Annotated in this window: 16 protein-coding genes; 7 read left to right on the top strand and 9 right to left on the bottom strand. The window is 52.3% G+C overall.

The window, feature by feature from the left end:
• Positions 1-39 precede the first annotated feature (39 nt).
• Both QEH59_RS03825 and QEH59_RS03820 read left to right on the top strand, forming a co-directional pair.
• On the top strand, positions 40-927 hold the full coding sequence (locus QEH59_RS03825) for a DMT family transporter (RefSeq protein ID WP_308984030.1): 888 nt from the start codon (positions 40-42) through the stop codon (positions 925-927).
• A 50-nt stretch (positions 928-977) separates the two neighbouring features.
• Complete coding sequence (locus tag QEH59_RS03820; RefSeq protein WP_308984029.1) at positions 978-2,747, top strand: SulP family inorganic anion transporter; 1,770 nt, start codon at positions 978-980, stop codon at positions 2,745-2,747.
• Positions 2,748-2,792: 45 nt separating this feature from the next.
• Here the strand turns inward: QEH59_RS03820 and QEH59_RS03815 are convergent, their stop codons facing one another.
• The 3 genes from QEH59_RS03815 to QEH59_RS03805 form a co-directional block, all read right to left on the bottom strand.
• Entirely contained in the window at positions 2,793-4,655 is a 1,863-nt protein-coding gene (locus QEH59_RS03815) for a DNA topoisomerase IV subunit B (protein ID WP_308984028.1), read from the bottom strand.
• A gap of 176 nt (positions 4,656-4,831) precedes the next feature.
• Positions 4,832-5,782 (bottom strand): AEC family transporter, encoded by a 951-nt coding sequence (locus QEH59_RS03810; RefSeq protein WP_308984027.1) that lies wholly within the window; start codon positions 5,780-5,782, stop codon positions 4,832-4,834.
• Between the two features lie 105 nt (positions 5,783-5,887).
• Positions 5,888-7,417, bottom strand: coding sequence for a pyridoxal-phosphate dependent enzyme (locus tag QEH59_RS03805; RefSeq protein WP_308984026.1), 1,530 nt, complete (start codon positions 7,415-7,417; stop codon positions 5,888-5,890).
• 183 nt (positions 7,418-7,600) lie between these two features.
• Between QEH59_RS03805 and hrpB the strand changes: the two genes are divergently transcribed.
• Positions 7,601-10,156, top strand: a complete 2,556-nt coding sequence (gene hrpB, locus QEH59_RS03800) for an ATP-dependent helicase HrpB (protein WP_308984025.1) — start codon at positions 7,601-7,603, stop codon at positions 10,154-10,156.
• A 9-nt stretch (positions 10,157-10,165) separates the two neighbouring features.
• Here the strand turns inward: hrpB and QEH59_RS03795 are convergent, their stop codons facing one another.
• The 6 genes from QEH59_RS03795 to QEH59_RS03770 all read right to left on the bottom strand — a co-directional run bounded on the left by QEH59_RS03795 (position 10,166) and on the right by QEH59_RS03770 (position 18,658).
• On the bottom strand, positions 10,166-10,999 hold the full coding sequence (locus QEH59_RS03795) for an NAD(P)-dependent oxidoreductase (RefSeq protein ID WP_308984024.1): 834 nt from the start codon (positions 10,997-10,999) through the stop codon (positions 10,166-10,168).
• A gap of 283 nt (positions 11,000-11,282) precedes the next feature.
• Complete coding sequence (polA, locus tag QEH59_RS03790) at positions 11,283-14,102, bottom strand: DNA polymerase I (RefSeq protein ID WP_308984023.1); 2,820 nt, start codon at positions 14,100-14,102, stop codon at positions 11,283-11,285.
• Positions 14,103-14,298: 196 nt separating this feature from the next.
• A complete protein-coding gene (locus tag QEH59_RS03785) occupies positions 14,299-15,681 on the bottom strand; it encodes a CCA tRNA nucleotidyltransferase (RefSeq protein ID WP_308984022.1) in 1,383 nt (460 codons plus the stop codon).
• A gap of 243 nt (positions 15,682-15,924) precedes the next feature.
• Positions 15,925-16,758, bottom strand: coding sequence for an NAD(+)/NADH kinase (locus QEH59_RS03780; RefSeq protein WP_308984021.1), 834 nt, complete (start codon positions 16,756-16,758; stop codon positions 15,925-15,927).
• 5 nt (positions 16,759-16,763) lie between these two features.
• Complete coding sequence (locus QEH59_RS03775) at positions 16,764-17,759, bottom strand: SH3 domain-containing protein (protein WP_308984020.1); 996 nt, start codon at positions 17,757-17,759, stop codon at positions 16,764-16,766.
• A gap of 167 nt (positions 17,760-17,926) precedes the next feature.
• Complete coding sequence (locus tag QEH59_RS03770) at positions 17,927-18,658, bottom strand: pseudouridine synthase (protein WP_308984019.1); 732 nt, start codon at positions 18,656-18,658, stop codon at positions 17,927-17,929.
• Between the two features lie 100 nt (positions 18,659-18,758).
• On the opposite strand from QEH59_RS03770, the gene fabG reads away from it, so the two are divergent.
• The 4 genes from fabG (at position 18,759) to hisH (ending at position 22,007) form a co-directional block, all read left to right on the top strand.
• Positions 18,759-19,505, top strand: a complete 747-nt coding sequence (gene fabG, locus QEH59_RS03765) for a 3-oxoacyl-[acyl-carrier-protein] reductase (protein WP_308984018.1) — start codon at positions 18,759-18,761, stop codon at positions 19,503-19,505.
• A 46-nt stretch (positions 19,506-19,551) separates the two neighbouring features.
• Complete coding sequence (locus QEH59_RS03760; protein ID WP_308948153.1) at positions 19,552-19,806, top strand: acyl carrier protein; 255 nt, start codon at positions 19,552-19,554, stop codon at positions 19,804-19,806.
• A gap of 65 nt (positions 19,807-19,871) precedes the next feature.
• The gene (gene fabF, locus QEH59_RS03755; protein WP_308984017.1) at positions 19,872-21,131 is read left to right on the top strand and encodes a beta-ketoacyl-ACP synthase II; all 1,260 of its coding nucleotides are present in this window, start codon (positions 19,872-19,874) and stop codon (positions 21,129-21,131) included.
• A gap of 237 nt (positions 21,132-21,368) precedes the next feature.
• The gene (hisH, locus tag QEH59_RS03750; RefSeq protein WP_308984016.1) at positions 21,369-22,007 is read left to right on the top strand and encodes an imidazole glycerol phosphate synthase subunit HisH; all 639 of its coding nucleotides are present in this window, start codon (positions 21,369-21,371) and stop codon (positions 22,005-22,007) included.
• Positions 22,008-22,075: the final 68 nt, after the last annotated feature.

Raw genomic sequence — 22,075 nt, 5'->3', positions numbered from 1 at the left:
CTTGACCTGGCAAGAGCATACTAGAGAGTGCAAGCCTTTATGGATACGCACAAACAAGGAATGCTCAATGCTCACCTCGCGACACTTCTTTTTGGAGGTACGGCTTTGTTTGCCAAATGGATTCCATTGGGAGCGGGTGTGATTACCTTCTGGCGCACTATTGTCGCCATGGTGGTGATGTTGTTGCTGTGTCGTTTACGTGGCCAATCACTACGATTGGAACGACGGCGGGATATGTATTTCCAGATCGGCCTAGGTGCAATCTTTGGTCTGCATTGGTATACTTATTATGCCGCCATTCAATATTCGACAGTGGCGATTGGGATTACCGCACTGTTTTCGGCGCCTGTTTTTTCAGTTCTGTTAGAAGCTGCGATGCGGCGTAAGTGGCCTGATTTCATCGATTTGCTGCTGTGTGTGCTCGTGTTTATCGGTGTCTGTTGTTTAGTGCCGAATTTTAATTGGGAGAATGGTTACTTGCAGGGAGTTATCTTTGGTCTGGTTTCTGCCATTTTTCTTACTTTGAGGCAGAATTTACATCGACGTAGTCGCGCCAAGAGCGCATCAGGCCTGGTGTTGCTATTTTATCAGCTGATTGGGATCGCCGTGCTTTTTGGCTTTTCGGGCAGTACGACGACATCAGCGGAACTTCAGGCGAATTGGGGGAAGTTACTCTTGTTGGGCATATTTTTTACAGCGATCCCACATTTTTTGAATGTGTCTGCTTTGCGTGAATTAGAAGCTAAGACACTTTTGATTATTACCAGTCTCATGCTGCCCTATGGAATGGTGCTGAGTATGCTCTTTTTTGCTGAATTCCCTAGTGTGCGCACGCTGTTTGGTTGCGCATTAGTTCTTTCAGCGGCAACAGCAGAAAACCTTCGCGTCAGTCGTGATCATCAGGCTCTGAGTCCAGTGAAAGGTTGACAGCTCGGTACGTAATGCGCCTCATCTATACTTTATTTTCTTAATCTCTAATGTTGGGTAAAGTATTGAATTGGTTTCGTAAAAGTGGTCTACATCCTTTTCCACTCTATCAAACGCTACGCAACTATACCGTAGGTAAAGCACTGGCCGATTTTCGTGCTGGGATCAATGTCTCTTTACTCGATTTTCCTCAGGGGATGGCTTATGCGCTGATCGCCGGACTACCTGTGCAGATGGGGATCTTTTGTTCGGCGCTTTCCAGTATTACTGGTCCCTTTTTGGCGAGTTCGCGTTTTGTTATGCTAGGGCCGACCAATGCGACCGCGGTCATGCTGCTGAGCACCTTTCTGACCTTAGGCTACGCACCAGAGCAAGCCGTCATCGCTTTACCCATGATGCTCATTCTCGTTGGCGTTTTTATGGTGGCGGGTGCATTTATTGGAGTGGCCAGTATTACTCAATATATATCGAGGGCAGTTGTGGTTGGTTATATCACAGCCGCAGCCTGTTTGATTATTGTTAACCAACTTAAGACAGTGCTCGGTCTACACGTACCGCGAGCGGGCACCTTTGCTGAGTCCTTACAAAATCTAATTATTGGTATTGGTGAGACGCAATGGGAGGCTCTGACGATGGCCTCGCTTACCTTATTGGTCTATTTGCCCTTGAAGCGCTGGGCAAAGGGCTTGCCGACCGTAGCGCTCACCTTACTTATCGCTGGTGGATTAGCTGTAGTTCTCGGTCATTACGGTGTTCATGCAGAAATGCTTAGTCCGATTAGTGTGAGCTCGTGGACGTTCGGCCTGCCACGATTTGATCTAGGGGATTTGGCTGTGATTGCGAATGGTGCACTGGCGGTAGCGTTCCTTTCACTTTTAGAGAGCTCTTCGATCGCTAAGACACTTGCCGCTCAGTCGGGTGATCGAGTCGATCTGAATCAGCAAATGCTCAGTATGGGGGCAGCTAATTTTGCCTGTGCCTTCGGAGGGGGAATGGCCGTATCTGGTTCTTTAACGCGCTCTGTGCTCAACTTCCGCAGTGGGGCGCAGACTGCCATTTCCAGTATTTTCAGTGGTGTTCTGTTGGTGGCCGGACTGTTTTTATTTGGGCGTTTTATAGGTTATATTCCTAAGCCGGCACTGGCCATGTTAGTCATTCTAGTTGGCTTATCCCTGATTAATCGCACCACCATTTGGGTCATGTTGAAAACGACTCGCAGCGATGCGACTGTCTTTCTTTCAACTTTTATTGGTGGTTTGTTCCTGCCGCTTGACACTGCGATTTACTTAGGTGCCGCTGCTTCAATAGGTCTCTTTCTGCATAAAGCAAGTAAACCAGGGCTTAAAGAAGTGTCCTTCGATGACAGTGGTAAGCTAGTAGAACAAAAGTTGGAGCGCGAGCGCAAGGATCGACCCGAGATCGCGATCGTGCACGTTGAGGGGGACTTGTTCTTTGCTTCCAGCGATGTCTTTCTGGATCAAATGCGCCACGTAGTTCAGCATCCAGCGCTAAGCGTCATTATTTTACGCTTACGCAATGCGCATAACCTCGATGCTTCTGTCGCATTAACGATCAAAGATCTGGTGCTTTTTGCGCGTTCCAATGGGCGGGATGTCATTGTGAGTGGGGCACATCCTTACGTGGAGCGAGTGTTTAAAAATTCCGGTCTTTTGGAGACGTTGGGCGAGAGCAATTTCTTCCGCTATCACCCAGAAAACCCCACTATTTCAACACGCGATGCCTTGAAGCGCGCCCAGGAGATCACCGGCGAAAAGTCGGCCGATATCACAATCTTCGCCAGTGAAAAGAAGGGGGACTAAGCAGAGCCTCTAGTGGTGGCCGGCCAGTCGTCACTACTTTCAGCGCTAAGCCACCGCTTCTGCTTCTTTGTCCGCCATATCTTTTTCGACTTTCAAATTATCGATGATAAACTCCTGGCGTTCGGGGGTATTCTTACCCATGTAGAAGGTCAGCATGTCTTTAATCGTCATGCCTTTGGGGATGATGACTGGATCCAAACGAATGTTTTTGCCAATGAAGTGCTGAAATTCGTCTGGCGAAATTTCACCCAGACCTTTGAAACGGGTGATTTCAGGCTTGGGCTTGCACTCCTCTAATGCTGCTTGACGCTCTTCTTCGGTGTAGCAGTAGCGGGTGACTTTTTTGTTCCGCACGCGGAAGAGAGGTGTTTGCAAGATGTGGAGATGTCCCTGTTTGATCAACTCGGGGAAGAATTGCAGGAAGAATGTGATCAATAGCAAACGAATGTGCATGCCATCCACGTCGGCGTCAGTGGCGATCACGACATTGTTGTAGCGCAGATCGTCGAGTCCGTTCTCGATGTTGAGTGCATCCTGTAGCAGATTGAACTCTTCGTTTTCGTAAACGACTTTTTTGGTCAAGCCAAAGGAGTTCAGTGGTTTGCCTTTTAGAGAGAACACTGCCTGTGAATTGACGTCGCGTGCCTTTGTAATGGAGCCGGAAGCGGAATCACCCTCGGTAATGAAGAGGGTGGAGTCGAGGCGACCATCCTTTTTACTGTCGAGGTGTATTCGGCAGTCGCGCAGCTTTTTATTATGCACCTTAGCCTTGCGCGCACGCTCGCGTGCGAGTTTTTGAATGCCTTTCAATTCCTTGCGATTGCGCTCAGACTCTTGAATCTTTTTTCCGAGAATCTCGGCTGTTTCGGGATTGCGGTGTAGATAGTTGTCGAGCGCCTGCTTCATGAAGTTATTCATGAAGGTGCGCACGGTGGGACCTTTGGGGCCCATGTCTTGCGAGCCTAGCTTGGTTTTTGTTTGCGATTCGAAAACAGGTTCTTCGACCTTAATGCTGACAGCCGCGCATATCGATGTGCGGATGTCGACGGCATCGAAATCCTTTTTGTAGAAGTCTTTAATCGTCTTGGCGAGTGACTCGCGGAAGGCGGCGAGGTGGGTGCCTCCCATGGTCGTGTGTTGGCCGTTGACGAAGGAGTAATAGTCCTCGCCGTAAGAGTCGTTGTGGGTGAAGGCAATCTCTACGTCAGTGTCTTTAAGGTGGATAATCGGATACATGGGTTCTCCATCGATTTTGTTGTCCAGCAGGTCGTGGAGGCCCTTCTCTGATTTGAATTTTTTTCCGTTGTAGACGATGGTTAAGCCGCTGTTCAGGTAGGCGTAGTTCCAGAGCATGTTTTCCACATAGTCATCGCGGAAACGGATACTGCCGAATATCTCGGGGTCGGCGTCGAAACGGAGTGCGGTGCCGTCTTTTGCTTCGGTCTCATCGCGATCCTTTAAATCCTCTTTGATGACCTCGCCTTGTGAGAAGCTGACGCAGCGGGTTTTTCCATCGCGGTATGCTTGGATTTCGAATTCGGAAGAGAGTGCATTGACTGCCTTGATACCGACGCCGTTCAGGCCGACGGATTTTTTAAACGCTTCCGAATCGTATTTCGCCCCCGTATTGATTTTTGAGGCGCAGTCTTTCAGCTTACCCAGGGGGATACCGCGGCCGTAGTCGCGCACAGAGACGTGAGTGCCGTCGATGTTGACCTCGATTACCTTACCGTTGCCCATCACAAACTCGTCGATTGAGTTGTCGATTACTTCCTTGAGCAGAATGTAGATGCCATCGTCAGAGGAGGAGCCATCACCCAGCTTTCCAATATACATGCCCGGACGCAGGCGAATGTGTTGTTTCCAATCGAGGGACTTGATGCTATCTTCGTTATATTCAGAGGACATAGATAAAGTGACTTATGCGTAATAAATGATGGCTGATAAAGTATATCTGATGATAAAACCGCCTCAAGCGCGGACTCCAACTAGAAAATGTATTTAGCCGCCAAATCGTTTGGTAGCAAGATTCGTTCTCGGCTGTGCGCTAGCGGTCGCTCTATATTTGCTCACATTGGAACTGGTTATAGGCCCAGTAGGCGCACTCCGAATGAAATCCAGAGTGGAATCGTGACGAAGCTAACGATGGTGGTGGCGAGTACGACTTTAAGTGCGACTTCGGGGGAACCGTCGAACTGACGAGCCAGCACGATGGGGAAGACGCCGCAGGGCATTGCGGCTTGCACGACCATTACGGCTTTGAGTTCCGTTGGGAAGGGAAAGAGAAAGGCGAAGAAGATTAAGATGACCGGGAATATTCCGAGTCGAATGATGACTGAAGTGATTGGTATTCGGAGACGGTCGAAGATACGCACGCCTTTGGCTAGATCAGCAAAAGTCGCGCCGATCAGTAGTAGTGCCAGTGGAATCGCACATTTTCCCAGTAGATCAATTGATTCGAAGGCAAAGTTGGGGAGGTGCTGATCGACACGTAGCCAGTTAAGAGGCACTGCCACGAGGATGGCGATTACCGGGGCACTTAGCAGGCGTCGCCAAATCGGCTTGGGGTCGTTGGCTGAAAGAATGTAGCCGACCCCCAGAGACCACATGGCGATTTCCACACCGACGTTGTAGACGAGTAAGACGCCAGTGGTTTCGCGGTTAAATAATAAGGCGATGATTGGGATTGGAAAGTAGCCGTAATTATAAATGCCAGTGCTAAAGGCAAAGGTTCGACATTCACGCGGATCGCCGATTTTGAGTTGGCGTGCCAGCCACATGATGCCTCCGAAGCCCGCGACGATGGTGGTGAGCCCGATGAGCGGGGGCAGCACAATATTCGCAGGTTCACGCAGCGCTTCATTGCCGAGTACCAGAGAGAAGATGAAGGCGGGATAGAGTAGATTTACGACTACCGTAGTCAGACTCCGGTCAGCGACTTCGTTCAACCAGCCCACTCGACGAGCGATAAACCCTGCGAGGATGATGAAGAATATCGGCATGATTGCCGTGAAAATGAGTCCGGAGTCGTACATGAGTGGTCGATGATTAAGTCTTTACTACCAGACTGCCAAGATATTGAGCGTTTCGTCGCTGTTTACTGTGATCATTGGTCATCAAAGTATGAGGCTTGTGATACTTTACCCAAGAATGCGTTTTAAGGTATTTTGGGAAACCAGTTCGTAGGCGCGGTAGGCGTGCGAAGCTGATTGAAGCACTTGCTCGAAGTTGTCATGTGCGACGATTGTTTCGAATTCAAAGCCGAGTAGGGCGCGGCCGACACGCTCGCCCGAATAAATGTAGTTAAAATAGGCCAGGTTTGAGTGTGGACTCACCGCGCGTAGGAAATCTGCGAGTGCTCCGGAGCGTTCGTGGAATTCCAGTGTGATGAAGGTCGGATTTCTTAATAGCTTGGACTCGTAAGGAATGAGTCGAAATGCAACATCGGTTTCGGCTGTGACTTCGCTGTATGTATACTTACCATCTGTCAGCGCTTGTGTGAGGGCGGCATATTGTATGGGGGACAGGTCGAAGCCGATGACGGGGCCAGCCATTTCGGCGTCGGTTTTTCCATATTGAAAGTCGACAATATTGACCGTGTCGGGGAGTGCTTCCAGTAGTCGGTACATCGCTCCCGCCTTCTCGGGAATTTGTATTTTAAGGTAACGGCGCCGCGCAGCACCAACTGCCGAGCGACGAGCGATGGTGGCGAGTTGTTCGAAGTCCATATTCGCGCCACATAGGATGCTGAGCACTCGCTTGCCTGCGAGTACTTCGCGCTGTTTGAGTATCGCGGCGATTCCCATTGCTCCGGATGGTTCGGGAATGCAGCGCAATTGCTCCCATAAAAATTGAATCGCGGCGGAGACTTCATCGTTGCTCACAGTCATCCATTCGTCTACAAGCTCAGCACAGATTTGGTGGGTGAGGGTGCCAACTTTACGCACGGCAGTGCCATCGCAAAAGACGTCAACTTGGTCCAATGCAATGGGTCTGCCAGCTTTGACCGCGGCCGCCATCGAGGCTTGCTGCACTCCTTCGACTCCGATGATATGAATCCCGGGGAAATTCATTTTCAACCAGCTCGCGGTGGCGGCGGCCATACCACCACCGCCGACTTGTAAGTAGGCAACATCGAAGGGACCTTTGCCAGACATCACGATCTCATCGGCCAGGGTTCCCTGGCCAGCCATAACAGCGAGGTCATCGTAGGCATGGATGTAAGTCAGTCTATCTTTTGCTGCGCAACTGTGGGCGGCTCCACTGGCACTATCGTAGCTGTCGCCGTGCAGGCGAATGGTGACGCAGTCGCCACCATGGCGTTGCACTGCAACTTGCTTCATGCGTGGCGTGGATAGAGGCATATAAATAATCGCGTGGGTGCCGAGCTTGCGCGCTGCCAGCGCAACACCTTGGGCATGATTGCCTGCGGATGCAGTGACTACGCCACGTTGTAATTCATCGGCATTTAACTGAGCCATGCGGTTATATGCGCCGCGCCACTTATAGGCATGAATGGGGGAGAGGTCTTCGCGCTTTACAAAGATTTGCAGGTCGGGCTCCCTTAAAATAATCGAATGCAGCGGAGTTGCTTCGCCGACCTCGTAGATCCTGCGACGTGCAAAGAGTATCTCCTGACGGAGACTGCGCTGTAATGATTCACTGTCCATTTGGAAGAGTAGACAGTGTTTTGTAAGCAGGCTCAACAGCGAAAGCGGCCTTGATTTCGCTGTTTGAGGTAGAATTACGGTGGCAACATCTCTTTTTTATGCGTGAAGGACATCTCCTTATGACGACCTTCCAGTCTTTACGCAGTGGAATGATTCTGCCTCAAATGATACTGACCGAATTTTATGCCACCGATTCCTCCAACTCTTCCTATTTATGATGTCGCTGACGACTTGCTGACAGGTCTCGCAGAAACTGGGCGCGTCGTGCTGTCGGCTCCGACAGGTTCCGGCAAGTCGACACAGATACCTCAAATTCTACTGGATCGTTCTAAGATTGAAGGTGAAATCGTTGTGCTACAGCCGCGGCGTTTGGCTGCTCGTTTGTTAGCGAAACGTGTTGCCGTCGAGCGAGGCGTGCCACTCGGTGGTGAGGTGGGCTACCAAATTCGTTTTGAGAATGTGGTGAGTGCACAGACACGCATTCGCTTTGTGACAGAGGCTATTTTACTGCGACAACTTTTAGACGATCCAATGCTCAAGGGAGTGGGGGCAGTGGTCTTTGATGAGTTCCATGAGCGTCATTTGACGAGTGATTTGAGCCTGGCTTGTGCTTTACAGGTGCTAGGTGAAGCACGAGCGGATTTAAAGTTGGTAGTGATGTCGGCGACCTTGGATATTGACATTTTGGAGGATTTTCTTGCGCCGTGTCATCGTGTCGAGGCTGCGGGGCGCATGTACCCGGTCGAGATTCGTTATGCGGGCGCAGCGCTGGGGCGACAGGCGGGCCCAGTTTGGGAACGTGCTGCAGGCGCCTTTAAAAAATCAGTCGCATCCAAAGTGAGTGGCGATGTATTGATCTTTATGCCTGGGGCCTTCGAAATTCGCAAGACGATCGAATGTATCGAGAACTTACCTGAATCACATGGCTATGAGGTGCTGCCATTGCATGGAGAGTTATCACCCGATGCGCAAGATCGAGCTGTTTCAAGTGGTGGACGCCCTAAGATTATTGTTTCAACCAATGTGGCCGAAACTTCGATTACAATTGAGGGAGTACGTGTAGTGATTGATGGCGGTCTGGCTCGTATTGCGCGTTACGATGCGCGGCGAGGGATTAATTCGATTCTGGTCGAGCCGATCAGTCGTGCGGCGGCGGAGCAAAGAACCGGACGTGCGGGGCGTACGGGCCCGGGAGTCTGTGTGAGGCTGTGGAGTGAGGCTGAGCATTTAGCGCGTTCGGAGCGCGATGAAGCTGAAGTGAAGCGTGTCGATTTGTCGGAAACTGTTTTGATGTTGGCCGCTGCAGGCATTCAAGATTTGAAGTGTTTTCCTTGGTTCGAAGCGCCTGACTCGGATGTATTAGAGCGTGCCTATCTATTATTGCGGGATTTAGGTGCTTTGAATTCAGACAATTTGATTACTGATCTTGGTGACAAGATGGCTGGCTTCCCCCTGCACCCTCGTTATGCGCGTTTATTGATCGAAGCAGATCGTTTGGGGGTGCTGCCAGATGTAGCTTTAATTGCGGCTCTGAGCCAAGGCCGGCATTTTTATCGTACGGCGCGAGACGCGCATATACGACGTGAGCAGTTGCGGCAGGTTGAGGATCATGCGGATTCGCGTTCTGATTTCTTTGTACATTTAAGAGCTTGGGAAGTGGCACATGCTGCTAAATTTAATCCCAATACGTGCGGTGCATTGGGGATTCATGCTGGAGCGGCACGCCAAGCGAGCGCAGTGGCGCAGCAAATTCTGAAACTTGCCGGAAAGGCTGGTTTGGATGTACGTTCAGGTGTTTTGCCTGATTTCGAAGAACGTATTTGTAAGTGCCTATTGGTCGCATTCTCAGATCATCTTGCTATACGTAACGATCGTGGCACACGGCGCTGCCGTATGGTACATGGGCGCTCCGGAGAGCTGCGGCGTGAGAGTGTTGTTGAGAGTGAGTTATTTGTTGCAGCTGAGATTGAAGAACGGGAGCTGCGCGGTGAGGTGACGGTATTATTAGGGTTGGCGACTGTGGTCGAACCTCGGTGGCTGGATGAATTATTTGATGCGGACTTTAGCGAGGCGCAGCTGACTCGTTATGATGAATCGGCGAGGCGAGTCGTGTGTCGTCAAGAACGGCGTTTTCGCGATCTAGTGCTGAAGTCGAATGATCGAGGTGAGCCTAATTGTGATGAAGCTGCTGCGTTACTGGCGGCTGAAGTCGTGGCAGGGAAACTGAATTTAAAAAAATGGGATTCTGTCGTAGAAAACTGGATACAGCGTGTTAATTTTGTGGCACGTCACTGTCCTGAGACAGAAGTCGCTTCGATTGACGATGAAGCACGTCAACTTTTGATTGAGCAAATCTGTCACGGAGCATTCAGTTATAAAGATATTAAGGATCGTCCAGTGCTGGACACGGTGAAGGAATGGATTCGCCCGGAGCAATTGTATTACATCGATAGCTATGCACCTGCTGAAATGAGCTTACCGCGCCGTAATCGTCCCGCTCGCATTCGCTACGAAGCTGACGGTCGAGCCATCATTGCCTCTAAATTGCAAGATTTTTACGATGTACCCAGCAGTCAATTACGCGTCGCCAATGGTCGAGTTTCACTTCTTGTCGAATTACTTGCACCCAATCAACGTCCGGCGCATTTAACGGATGATCTAGATGGCTTTTGGAGCGGTGCTTATCAGCATGTACGCAAGGAATTAGCAGGGCGTTACCCGAAGCATGAGTGGCGTTAGGCCGAGTGCTCATTCTTCCAGTAATTGAATCATAGAAATGAAATCCTGTTCGCTATAACCAGCTGCCTCTGCAGTCGCAAGGGTTTGTAGGGTGCGTTCCAGTTGTGGTAGTTCACACTTAGCTGTTTGTTTCGCTAAGCGCATATCTTTGTGTAAATTTTTGGTCGAGAATTGTGGACTGTAGTCAGCCTGTCGGAGCTTGGATTCTTTGAGTTCTGCTAGTCCTGACCATGATACATTGGCTCTAAGGACTTCAAAGAAACAATCGTCGCTGATGTCTGCACTTCGAGTGAGTGTAATGGCTTCACATAGCGCCTGACTAATACTTGCTATCTGTAAGTTCATTGCTAACTTAACAGCAGTTGCTTGATGGGGAGTGCCGATGTGGAAACGCTTGCTGGAGAGCTTTGCTAATAGTGGTTCTATTTCAGTGACTAAGGCTGGGGATCCTCCGAGGAAAAACACTGTTTGTCTCTGTTCGGCGGCAGGTTTACTACCAGTGAAAGGAGCCTCTAAATAGCGAGCTCCAGTGTTATGTACCAATTTCGAAAACTCGGTGGCACTCTCGCCATCGATGGTGGAGGACTGAATCACAACATGTCCTGCGTTGAGATGGGGAAGCAATTGTTTCAGCACCTCGCGTACAGAATCAGCATCATAGAGGCAAATTTGTAAATGCTGCGCTGCTTTGGCGCAGCCGGCTAAGTCAGTTTGTTTGAGATCCAGATCTGGTTTAGGAGTACGGTTCCAGCTGGCTGCCAGCATATCTTCTGAGGCATAATTTGCTGCCCAGATTGAACCAATAATTCCTAAACCGATGACGGCCACTTTTGTCTCTTGCATGTGTAGAGAATTTGAGCTCTGCAACAGATGTCAACCTTGGCTGATTGATTTAGCGAATCGATCTCATTTTGCTGATACGAATTTTGTGTCCATCTAAAACAGAAGTGTTCTAGTCAGTTTCAAACTGCGACTCATCATTCTGGCTTGAACTGATCATCTCGTGCCTGACTCCTGTTTGGTTCGAGATCCATTCGACTTGTCTCCACGCGCTGGATCTTTTCTACGCTTTGGTGTTTATTTATGAGCTGATGTTCGCATTGCATTAAGACGTTTTTTCTCTTTTTTAGTGCGCTTCGAGCCAGTTGTCGCCTAGGCCGATTTCGATTTCGATGGGGCAGGCGAGTTCCAGCGCGCCGATCATGCCTTGGGTGACGATTTCGCGCAGTTGGGCTTCTTCGCTGGGCTCTAGGTCGAAGACGAGTTCGTCGTGCACTTGGAGTAGCATGCGACTTTTTAGGTCGGCTTCTTGGATGGCGTTTTGAATGCGCACCATGGCGATCTTGATCATGTCAGCAGCGGTGCCTTGGATGGGCATGTTAATGGCGTTGCGCTCGGCGGCGGCGCGGATGGTGCCATTGCCGGAGTTGATGTCGCGTAGGTGTCGGCGGCGTCCGCACTTGGTTTCGACGTAGCCTTTCTTTTGGGCGCTTTCTTTTTGTGCTTCCATGTAGCCGGGGATACCGGGGAATTGGGCGAAGTAATTATCGATTATTTCTTGGGCTTCTTTGCGGCTGACGGTGCCGAGGCGCTGGGCTAGGCCGAAGGCGGAGATGCCGTAGGGGATGCCGAAGTTGACCATTTTGGCGGTGCTGCGCTGGTCGCGGGTGACGTCTTCGGGTGTGACGCCAAAGATCTTGGCGGCGGTGGCGGTGTGGATGTCTTGCCCTTCTTTGAAGGCTTGGAGTAGGCCTTCGTCGCCAGTGAGGGCGGCGAGGATGCGTAGCTCGATCTGGGAGTAGTCGGCGGCGAGGAGTTTCCAACCTTCGCGCGGCACAAAGGCTTTGCGGATCTCGCGTCCTTTGGGGCTGCGCACGGGGATGTTTTGCAGATTGGGATCGTTGGAGGAGAGACGGCCGGTGGCGGTTTGCACTTGGCCGTAGTGGGTGTGCACGCGGCCGGTTTTGGCGTCGACTGAGTTGGGCAGGGCGTCGATGTAGGTGCTCTTGAGTTTGGTGAGCTGGCGATATTCGAGTAGGTCGGCGACGATCGGGTGCTTGGGCGCGAGGCTGGAGAGTACTTGCTCGTTGGTGGCAAACTGGCCGGTCTTGGTCTTCTTGGGCTTTTCGACGAGTTTGAGTTCGTTGAAAAGAACTTCGCCGAGTTGCTTGGGAGAGTTGAGGTTGAACTCGTGGCCGGCGACTTGGTAGATGTCGGCTTGTAGTTGCGCGATGTGGCTTTCGAGTGAGGCACCGGTGGCGGCGAGTGTGTCTTCGCACATGCGGATGCCCTCACGCTCCATCGTGACGAGCACGGGCAGTAGGGGCACTTCGATGTCGTAAAAGACTTTGGCCTGGCCGCTTTCTTTGAGCTTGGGCTCGAAGGTTTGCCAGAGTTGCAGCGCGATGTCGGCGTCTTCGATCGCGTAGTGGGCGAGGTCCTTTTCGGCGACGCCGGAGTAGTCGATCGACTCGCCTTTTTTGGCGTCGGGCAGTAGCTCGCTGAAACGAATGGGGGAGTATTGGAGAAAGTCCTCGGAGAGTGTGTCGAGGTTGTGGCGCTGTTCGGGGTCGATCAGTGCGTGGGCCAGCATGGTGTCGTAGCAGGGGCCGGCGACGGGGAGGTTGTTTTCCTCTAAGATGGACAGGTCGAATTTGAGGTTGTGACCGATTTTGGTGAGTGTGGCGTCGGCGAAGACCGGGCGCAGCGCGGCCAGGGCGGCTTCGCTGGCGGGCACCCAGTAGCCGCTGTGTGGCTGGGTGGAGAAAGACATGCCGGCGAGTTGCGCGGCGCGGGGATTGAGCCCGGTGGTCTCGGTGTCGAAGGCAAATGCTTTGGCTGCTGTGAGGCTGCCGACGAGCTCGGCGAGTTCGGCATCGGTTTCGACGATGCGGTAGTCGGTCTTGAGGTCGCCGAACTTTTTGAAGGCGATCTCGGGAATGAGGGCCAATTGTGGGTCGGCGGACTCGGACGCAGCAAATGCGGAGATTTGCGATCCCGGGTCTTGCTTGGCGGCTTTCTCGTCGTCCTCGCTCATGAGCACGAGGTCGGTGGCGGCGGCTTGCACGGAGAAGTCGGCCCCGAAGATGCGTTTGCCGAGGGTGCGGAATTCGAATTCCGCAAAGATCGGGATCAGCTTTTCCTGGTCGGGCGCTTCCAGCTGGATGGCGTCCCAGTCGGAATCGATGGGAACATCGAGTTGAATGGTGGCGAGCTTTTTGGAGAGGCGGGCTTGGTCGGCGTTGTCGCGGACTTTTTCCTGTTGTTTGCCTTTGAGCTCATCGACGTGGTCGAGCAGGCCTTCGACAGTGTCGTATTTGGCCAGTAGTTTCTCGGCGGTCTTGGGGCCGATGCCGGGCACGCCGGGAATGTTGTCGGAGACGTCGCCGCAGAGGCCGAGCATGTCGATGACTTGGTCGACGCGGGTGATGCCCCATTTTTCTTTGATCTCCTCGACGCCGAGGATTTCGCCGCCGTCGCCTTTGCGGCCGGGGCGATACATTTTGATCTTGTCGGTGACTAGTTGGCCAAAGTCCTTGTCGGGGGTGACCATGTAAATTTCGTCGAAGCCGTCCGCTTCCGCGCGGTGGGCGAGGGTGCCGATAATGTCGTCGGCCTCGTAACCATCCATTTTAAGCACAGGAATGCCGAAGGCTTCGGCGACACGCGAGAGGTGGGGCAGTGCGGCGGCCAGGTCTTCTGGCATGGCTTCGCGTTGCGCCTTATACTCGGGGTGTAATATGTGGCGTTCGGTGGGGGCGGAGGTGTCGAAGACCACCGCGAGGTGACTTGGCTTTTGCTTGGTGATCAGATCGATCAGGGTGGCGGTGAAGCCGAAGATGGCCGAGGTGTTGAAGCCTTTGCTGGTGTAAATGGGGCTGCGAATCAGGGCAAAGTGCGCGCGATAGGCCAGCGCCATGCCGTCGAGTAGGTAAAGAGATTTCATGTGGAGAAGAACTTTGAACGTCGAACGTCGAAGGTCCAACTTTGAATGTGGGAAAGTTGCTGGGTGCTGTAGTCGGGTTGCTTTAGCGCCCGATTTGGTGTTTTGAAAGCGGCTCGGCATGGAAACAGGGCGCTAAAGCAACCCTGCTACGTTTCGGGCGACTGCTAGTGTTCGGCGGTCTTGACAGGTGAAGCTCCTACAAGATCTCGGTTACCAGCTTTTTGAGGTAGTCGCGGGCTTGTTCCTCGTCGGTGAAGGCGCCGTCGAGCTGGGCTTCGTAGGCGCGGTCGAGGATTTTGCCGAAGTGGGGGCCGGGCTTGATGCCGAGCTCTAAGAGGTGACGCCCGAGTAGGATGGGCTTGGGGGCGTTGTCCTGAATGGCGAGCTCGGCTGTTTTATCAAGTAGCCATTGGCCTTCGGGGTAGCCATCGGATTCGATGGGCGGGCGGCCGTTTTTGTCGGCGTGGGCGACGCGGACCAGGCGGTCGATGCGCTTGACTCTGGCAGCCAGGCGGCGGATGGCGGAGTCGCCGGCGCCGTCGCGGTAAAGGGCCAGTGGGCGCATGTGTTGCTCGACGAGTGGGAGCACTTCTTCGAAAATTTTCTTCTGGCGGGTGAGGCGCTCGAGAAAGGTTTTGGCGATCGGCACGCCGAGCACGTCGTGGCGGGGGCTGCGGATGCGGCCGTTGTCGTCGGTGTAGGTGGTGTCGGGCTTGCCAAAGTCGTGGCAGAGCACGGCGAAGCCGACGACGAGGTCTTCCCATTCGTCGCCGATACGGTGGGCGGCGTAGGCGTCGAGGCAGTGGCCGGTGTGGGTCCAGACATCACCTTCCGGGTGCCATTGTGGCTCTTGTTCACAGCCGTCGAGCGCTGCTAGCTCTGGGAAATATTGTAGCCAATCGCAGTCTTTCAGGAAGTTGAGACCTTTGCGGATCTGTTGCCCTTTGAGGATGAGCTTTTTCCATTCCTCCCAAAGGCGCTCCATTGGGAGGTGTTCGGGGGAGAGCTGGCGGCAGAGTGCGATGGTCTCGGGGGCGGCCGTGAGGTCGAAACGGGCGATGAATTGCATGCCACGCAGCACGCGCAGCGGGTCTTCGCTGAAGGCCTCGGAGACGTGGCGCAGGCAGTTCGCTTTAAGATCGGTGATGCCGTTATAGGGGTCCAGTTGCTCGCCCGTGAGCGGGTCGTAGCTGATGGCGTTGATGGTGAAGTCGCGGCGTGAAGCGGCCTCGCGGGGCGACATGTGGGGATCGCCTTCGACTTTAAAATCTGTGTGCTTGGGACCGGTGCGGGACTCGCGGCGGGGCAGGGCGATGTCGATATCGAGCCCTTTGAGGATGAAGACACCAAAGGCACGCCCGACCGTGTCCAAGCGAAAGTGAGGCTTGAGCGCGGCTTCCACTGCGTCGGCATCGAGGCCATAGACTTCGATGTCGATATCCTTGGCGGGAATGCCGAGCAGCCCGTCGCGCACGCAGCCGCCGACCAAAAGTGCGCGGCCGCCGGCTTGGCGCAGGATTTCAGCGACTTTGAGGGCTGCCTCACGTTGGGGCTTTGCGATGTTGTCTAAAATGCTCACTTTTGGAGTGGGAAGTGGGAAGTGGGAAGTGGAGAGTGGGAAGTCGAGAGTTGAGGGAGGTGCGCTTTGCGCGCAGTAAAGAGGGAGTTATTTTAGTTTGGAGATTAGTGCATGTGTCATGCGTTTGATTTCGTTGGCGAGGTCCAGGGCTTCTTTGAGCCGGGGTTCCGTGATGTAATTTTGTATACTCATTGTAGTTACTTTCCACGTCTCACTCCCAACTTTCCACTCCCGGCAATTCGTTTACCGAATTGTCGGGTCGCCCCAGCGCAGTTTGTCGCGGACGATGGCGAAGTGGGAGTGGTCGGGGTGTTGCATCAGGCGGAAACTGCGTTCGGCGACGGCGATCTCGATGGGAAAGTTGTCGGCTGAGGCAAAACGCACGCGGCCATCGATGGTAATGCGTGGACAGGGACCCGGTTCGAGATGGGTGACGCTGATACGTGAGGAATTGTCGAAGATCACGGAGCGATTACCCAGCGTATGGGGGCAGATCGGTGTCATTGCGATGGCACTGACTTTGGGCCCGATAATAGGCCCGCCTGCGGAGAGATTATAGGCAGTCGAGCCGGTGGGGGTGGAAAATATGAGGCCATCGCAATGGTATTCGGACACAGGGTTGCCGTTGGAAGCGACTTGTAGCCGTATCAGGCCGAGGCCGTCGGTTTCTTTTAACACAACATCGTTGAGTCCATAAACCGATTCACCATTGCGAGTGGTGCACTGAAGTACGGAGCGCTCTGCGATTTCGTAGTGGCCTTGAATGAGCTGTGGCAGGTCCTGCGCAGCTTCTTCGGCAGTGAATGTGGCTAGGAACCCGAGTTTCCCCATGTTGACTCCGAGCACGGCACAGCCTGATTGGAGCGCGGCATCGAGTACCCCTAGCAGGGTGCCATCCCCTCCGATTGAGCAGCAGAGGTCCTGTTCGTCGAGCGCATCAGCTTGGAGTGGGTAGTCGCTGCTGATGGTAGTTCGCACGCCCTCGCAATCAGCTATGCCCGCAAGATAGCGAGCAGCCTCTTCGGCTCCTGGCTTGGTGGTATTGACCGCAAAGGTGATGTTTTTTATTGCTTGCATCTTGACTACTCAGCTAAGCGGAGTGTTTCCGCTTGGATCACGAGTTGGCTATGGGTCTTGGGCAGTGGATAGATTTGTCCGCGTAGGTAGACTTTCTGGTTGAGGTAGGGGGTGAGGTCACTGATGTAGATCTTGGAGAAGTCCACATAGGCGATCAAGCGGCCTTCGGGAGATCGTAGACGAATTGGATAGCCTGGCCCCTCGACATTAATTTCGCGGATTAGTGTGCCAGTTAGCAGGCGTGGGGTTTTTGCGGGACCGAGTTCGGGGATGTTTTCTCTCGCTTGTGTTTGATCTGGTGAAACCATGATGGGCAGCGAGAGCTGCGGTGTGTGCGGATCCTGATCATGAGCCTTGCGCTCTGTTTGTTTTTCATTCTGAGCTGCGGCTTGCCAGGTGACATTCTCTGGGGGGAGTGTGGTGGGGTCGAGTTGTGCGATGGGCTGGTCGGGATTGATACGGGCGCGTGGGGCAGGGATGGTGACTGGTTCCGGGAAGGCAATGGGTTTAGGCGCTGAATCTGTATCGTTCACCTTGTTCGCCTGTGGGGTATTGAGGGGGGCGGTCCAGTTCGAGGCGCTTGCTTCCTCAGTATTGTAGAGGAAGTAAGCTGTAATGTCTTTTTGGACCCGAATTGTTGCCCATGCTTCTTTGACACGTAAGACCTCGTAGTGATCATTTTTATCGATTTGGGTGATACTTACGGACTCGTTGGTGGGAAGGTAGTGGACGGGTGTGCCTTCGATGATGGTGAAGTTCTTGCTGAGTGTCGCCTCCGGGACATAGCCTTCAAATGGAGTTGGTAGAGCGATTTGGCGCCAGCCAAGTTCGGCATTGATGGGGGCGGGCGCCGTGTCAAGGAGCACCTTTTGACTGGCTGTGACCTTTGCGATTACCGCTGCGTCCAGACTGGGCTGTAGGCGCAATAGTATCTCTTGGGCCGCGTGCGAACTGATGGCCAATATGCAGCCGAGTAGTGAAATTGAGAAGGTTCTTCGCATAGTGTTATCGTGTCGCTTTAAATGAGTAATTTTAAACGGTCGTCGAGGTGGTAATGTATAAAGTGACAGCCTGAGCCGGCAGGATTTGATTCTCAATATTATGGCTGACTGTCACTGTGAGCTAATTTGGAGAGGCCTTGAGCCGATGCTTGAGGTTGCGGCTAGCATCAACCAAAGAGACGCTCAATGTCTTTTTTGCCCAAAATGCGTATGCCGCCACGGGGCATGTTTTTTAGAATAATGCCGCCAATCTGCACGCGAACTAGCTTTTTAACGAAGTATCGGTTGGCCTCAAACAGGCGGCGCACCTCACGCTTCTTTCCGTGATGTAGGTGCACTTCCAGTCGGCGTTGGTGGCCTTCACCGACTTGAGGGGCTGGGATAACTTTTTCAGCTTTAAGGAAGTCACCTTCGTATTCGGTGCCTGCGAGTAGCTTGGGGATGTCGGCCTTGTTGAAGTCGCGGTGTAGCACGACCCGGTAGCGTTTGACGATTTCAGTACTGGGGTGAGTGAGACGGTGAGCTAGATCGCCATCGTTAGTGATGACCAGTAGGCCTTCGCTGTCTTTGTCCAGACGTCCTGCGCAGAATAGGCGTTGGCGTTGGAGGTCGGGAGGGAGCAGTTCAAACACAGTGCGTTCGGCATGTGGATCTGAGTTTGTGCAGAGCACACCCTTTGGTTTATTCATAATTAGCGTGATCGGGCGCTCTTCTTTGCGCATGATCGGCTTATTATTTACAAAAATGGCCGCATCAAGTGTGGCCTTGTCGCCGAGTTGGGCGATTTTTCCGTTCACGCGGACATTGCCTTCTTCGATAAAGCGTTCGGCCTCGCGGCGTGAGCAAAGCCCGGAATTTGCGATGAGCTTTTGGATGCGCTGTGGTTCTTGTTCTGACATTAAGCTAACTAGAGCCTGTAAGTGCCCTGTCTGTCAATGTTGCTCGGAGGCAACATTGGGCTTGCGCCAAAGGAACGAAATGTCGGAAACTTCACTTTACATGAGTGAAACCACAGAGAAAAGAATCGCCCTCGTAACTGGTGCCGGCCGTGGCATCGGCAAAAGTATTGCTAAGTTACTTGCCAGTAAGGGACACCACGTAATTTGCGTCAGCCGCTCGGAGAGCTCTTGTGGGGCTGTGGCGGACGCAATTAATGCCAGTGGCGGCTCCGCAGAGTCCCGTGCCCTTGACGTGGCTGATAAGGCTGCCGTTAAGGAAGCTTGTGAAGCGCTTTTGGAGCAACATGGGAATATCGATATTCTGGTGAATAATGCAGGAATTACACGGGATGGTCTATTGTTTCGTATGAGTGATGATGATTGGGATGATGTGATCGAAACCAATCTTTCCAGCTGCTTTACCTTTATTAAATATCTCGCGCGCCCGATGACGCGTAAGCGTTGGGGGCGCATCATTAACATGACCTCGGTCATTGGACTGACTGGCAATGCCGGACAAGCGAATTATGCCGCTGCCAAGGCTGGCATGATCGGTATGACAAAGAGCTTGGCCAAGGAGTTCGCAGCTCGGAATGTCACTGTCAATGCGGTGGCACCTGGCTTCATTGCTACCGACATGACCGCGGAACTTAACGAGACGCAACAGGAAGCGATTGTTGGTATCATTCCGATGAAGCGTATGGGGGAGGCCAAGGACATTGCTGCGGTTACGGGGTTCCTCGCTTCGGAGGATGCAGGATACATCACCGGACAGGTTTTTACAGTTGACGGTGGTATGGTCATGTGATGCCACATTCAATAGCTAGTTTTATTTAACCTAAACACAGAAAATTATGTCAGACCAAACAATCGAACAACGCGTAAAGACAATTATCGTCGATCAGCTTAACGTTAATGAGGAGCAAGTTACTCCAGAAGCATCCTTTCTGGATGATCTAGGTGCTGATTCGCTTGATACAGTTGAACTTATCATGGCATTCGAAGAAGAATTCAGCGATGAAATCGACGGCGAAATTCCAGAATCTGATGCAGAAAAGTTGCAAACTGTAGGTGATGTGATTAAATACATCACTGAAAAGGCAGGATAAGAAAATTCTACTTTCAAACTTACGATTAAGCCGCTTAAATGCGGCTTAATTTTTATATAGACATCATGAGTGAAGCAATTGAGAGACAACGTGTCGTGATTACAGGCATCGGCACCGTAACCAGTTACGGTGACGGGGTAGAGACTTTTTGGGATAATCTGCTGGCAGGTAAGAGTGGCATCGATACAGTGAAATCGTTCGATATCACAGAGTACCCTTCGAAAGTTGGTGCAGAGTGTACCCATTTTGAGGCTGGACAATACATGGACCCCAAGGAGGCCCGTCGTAATGATCGCTATACTCAGTTTGCTGTCGCAGCCTCTCGCCTAGCGCTTAAGGATGCAGGAATTGAGGATACTGCGAAACTCGAGGCCGATCGTTTCGGTGTGCTTGTTGGATCTGGTATTGGTGGCATGTTGACGATTCAGACCCAGAGTCGTCGTTTATACGAAGGTGGCCCTCGTCGTGTATCGCCCTTCATGATTCCTTCGCTGATTGCTAATATTGCCAGTGGCGTGGTGGCGATTGAAGTTGGAGCTCGTGGTCCTAATTTTGGTATTGTGAGTGCGTGTGCCTCTGGTACGCATAGTATCGGTGAAGCCTATCACATGTTACGTGATGGTGAGTCGGATATTATGTTGGCTGGTGGGAGCGAAGCTGCGATTACTGAGCTTGGCTATGCTGGTTTCTGCTCAATGAAAGCGATGAGCACGAGTTATAATGACGATCCAATCACAGCCAGCCGCCCCTTCGATCAGGGACGAGATGGTTTCATCATGGGTGAAGGGGCTGGTGTCTTGGTCATGGAAACACTTGAGCATGCGCAAGCACGTGGTGCCACTATTTATTGTGAGATTGCTGGCTACAGCGCAACCTGTGATGCTTACCATATTACTTCGCCCGATCCAGAGGGGAAGGCGTTGGGTGCCGCGATGCGGAATGTGATTAAGGAAGCGGGCATTCAGGCTGAAGATGTGAGTTATATCAATGCTCACGGTACTTCGACTCCCTACAATGATAAGTTTGAGACGGGGGCAATTAAAAAGGCCTTTGGGGACTATGCTTATAAACTTCCGGTGTCTTCAACCAAGGGGATGACCGGGCACCTGTTGGGGGCCGCTGGAGGTATCGAATCGGCAGTTTGCGCACTTGCAATCCGCGATGGTAAGATACCTGCGACGATTAATTATAATCAGCCTGATCCTGAGTGTGATCTGGATTACGTGCCGAATGAGATGCGGGTGGCTGATGTCAATGTCGCGATCTGCAACAATCTCGGATTTGGTGGGCATAATGCGACACTGCTTTTTAAGAAGTTGGTCTAATTATCTTACTCGAAGAATTTAATCCAAGGCCTGGCAGTATTACTGTCAGGCCTTTTTGTGGTTAAAATCCAACAATTCGCCTGCTGGGAAGGTCGTGTGAAAGCGGCGGGAGCCCCATTTTGCCTATTTTTTGTTTGTTGTCGCCTCTCGGAATTGCGCTCTGGAAAATTTTTTCCTCATCGAAAATCTTGTCTGCTTGCAACTTGCTCAAAATTTGGCAGCTTCGGTCGCTTCGATATGTCTGAACACGCTTCCAAGTCCAAACCACGTCTCGCCGTTATTGATTACGGTATGGGGAATTTACGTAGTGTCGTGCGAGCTTGGGAGCATGTCGGGGCTGATGCCTATTTGGTCTCAGAGCCCAGCCAGATCGGTCCGGCTGATGCCTTGGTCTTTCCCGGGCAGGGGGCGATTGTGGATACCATGCGTCTCTTGCAGGCGACTGGCTTTGATGTCACCATTCGTGATTGGATCGCTGCAGATCGTCCTTTTTTTGGGATCTGTCTTGGACTGCAAGCGTTGTTTGAGCATTCCGAAGAGGGAGACACGGAGGCGCTGGGTATTTTTAAGGGATCCGTCAAGCGCTTCGTGATCGATCCTTCGCTGAAGATCCCGCATATGGGCTGGAACGCAGTCAGCTTTGATTCTCACGCTCCCCTTACAGAAGGCCTTGTTTCAGGCCAAGATCAATTTTATTTCGTCCATAGTTATTACATTGAGCCGCAGGATCCCAGTCTGGCGCTCTTTCGTACTGATTATGGCGGATCCTTTGTCTCTGGAATTCGTTCCGGAAACTGTTACGCAACCCAATTTCATCCCGAAAAAAGTCAGGCAAAAGGATTGCATCTATACCGAAACTTTTTGAGATCGCTTTAGCTTTATTAGAGCTAAGGCACTCAGAGAGGACCTTTGACGCTCTGGGATTTCTTTACTGACGCAGCAAT

The sequence above is a fragment of the Thalassobacterium sedimentorum genome (genome assembly GCF_031127905.1).
Classification (GTDB): domain Bacteria; phylum Verrucomicrobiota; class Verrucomicrobiia; order Opitutales; family Coraliomargaritaceae; genus Thalassobacterium; species Thalassobacterium sedimentorum.
This window is presented reverse-complemented; position numbering and strand designations above follow the sequence as displayed.

Excerpts from the sequence above, each read along its gene's own strand:
- QEH59_RS03825 (WP_308984030.1), top strand. The coding sequence starts at position 40 with ATGGATACGCACAAACAAGGAATGCTCAATGCTCACCTCGCGACACTT.
- QEH59_RS03820 (WP_308984029.1), top strand. The coding sequence starts at position 978 with ATGTTGGGTAAAGTATTGAATTGGTTTCGTAAAAGTGGTCTACATCCT.
- QEH59_RS03815 (WP_308984028.1), bottom strand. The coding sequence starts at position 4,655 with ATGTCCTCTGAATATAACGAAGATAGCATCAAGTCCCTCGATTGGAAA.
- QEH59_RS03810 (WP_308984027.1), bottom strand. The coding sequence starts at position 5,782 with ATGTACGACTCCGGACTCATTTTCACGGCAATCATGCCGATATTCTTC.
- QEH59_RS03805 (WP_308984026.1), bottom strand. The coding sequence starts at position 7,417 with ATGGACAGTGAATCATTACAGCGCAGTCTCCGTCAGGAGATACTCTTT.
- hrpB (WP_308984025.1), top strand. The coding sequence starts at position 7,601 with ATGCCACCGATTCCTCCAACTCTTCCTATTTATGATGTCGCTGACGAC.
- QEH59_RS03795 (WP_308984024.1), bottom strand. The coding sequence starts at position 10,999 with ATGCAAGAGACAAAAGTGGCCGTCATCGGTTTAGGAATTATTGGTTCA.
- polA (WP_308984023.1), bottom strand. The coding sequence starts at position 14,102 with ATGAAATCTCTTTACCTACTCGACGGCATGGCGCTGGCCTATCGCGCG.
- QEH59_RS03780 (WP_308984021.1), bottom strand. The coding sequence starts at position 16,758 with ATGCAAGCAATAAAAAACATCACCTTTGCGGTCAATACCACCAAGCCA.
- QEH59_RS03775 (WP_308984020.1), bottom strand. The coding sequence starts at position 17,759 with ATGCGAAGAACCTTCTCAATTTCACTACTCGGCTGCATATTGGCCATC.
- QEH59_RS03770 (WP_308984019.1), bottom strand. The coding sequence starts at position 18,658 with ATGTCAGAACAAGAACCACAGCGCATCCAAAAGCTCATCGCAAATTCC.
- fabG (WP_308984018.1), top strand. The coding sequence starts at position 18,759 with ATGAGTGAAACCACAGAGAAAAGAATCGCCCTCGTAACTGGTGCCGGC.
- QEH59_RS03760 (WP_308948153.1), top strand. The coding sequence starts at position 19,552 with ATGTCAGACCAAACAATCGAACAACGCGTAAAGACAATTATCGTCGAT.
- fabF (WP_308984017.1), top strand. The coding sequence starts at position 19,872 with ATGAGTGAAGCAATTGAGAGACAACGTGTCGTGATTACAGGCATCGGC.
- hisH (WP_308984016.1), top strand. The coding sequence starts at position 21,369 with ATGTCTGAACACGCTTCCAAGTCCAAACCACGTCTCGCCGTTATTGAT.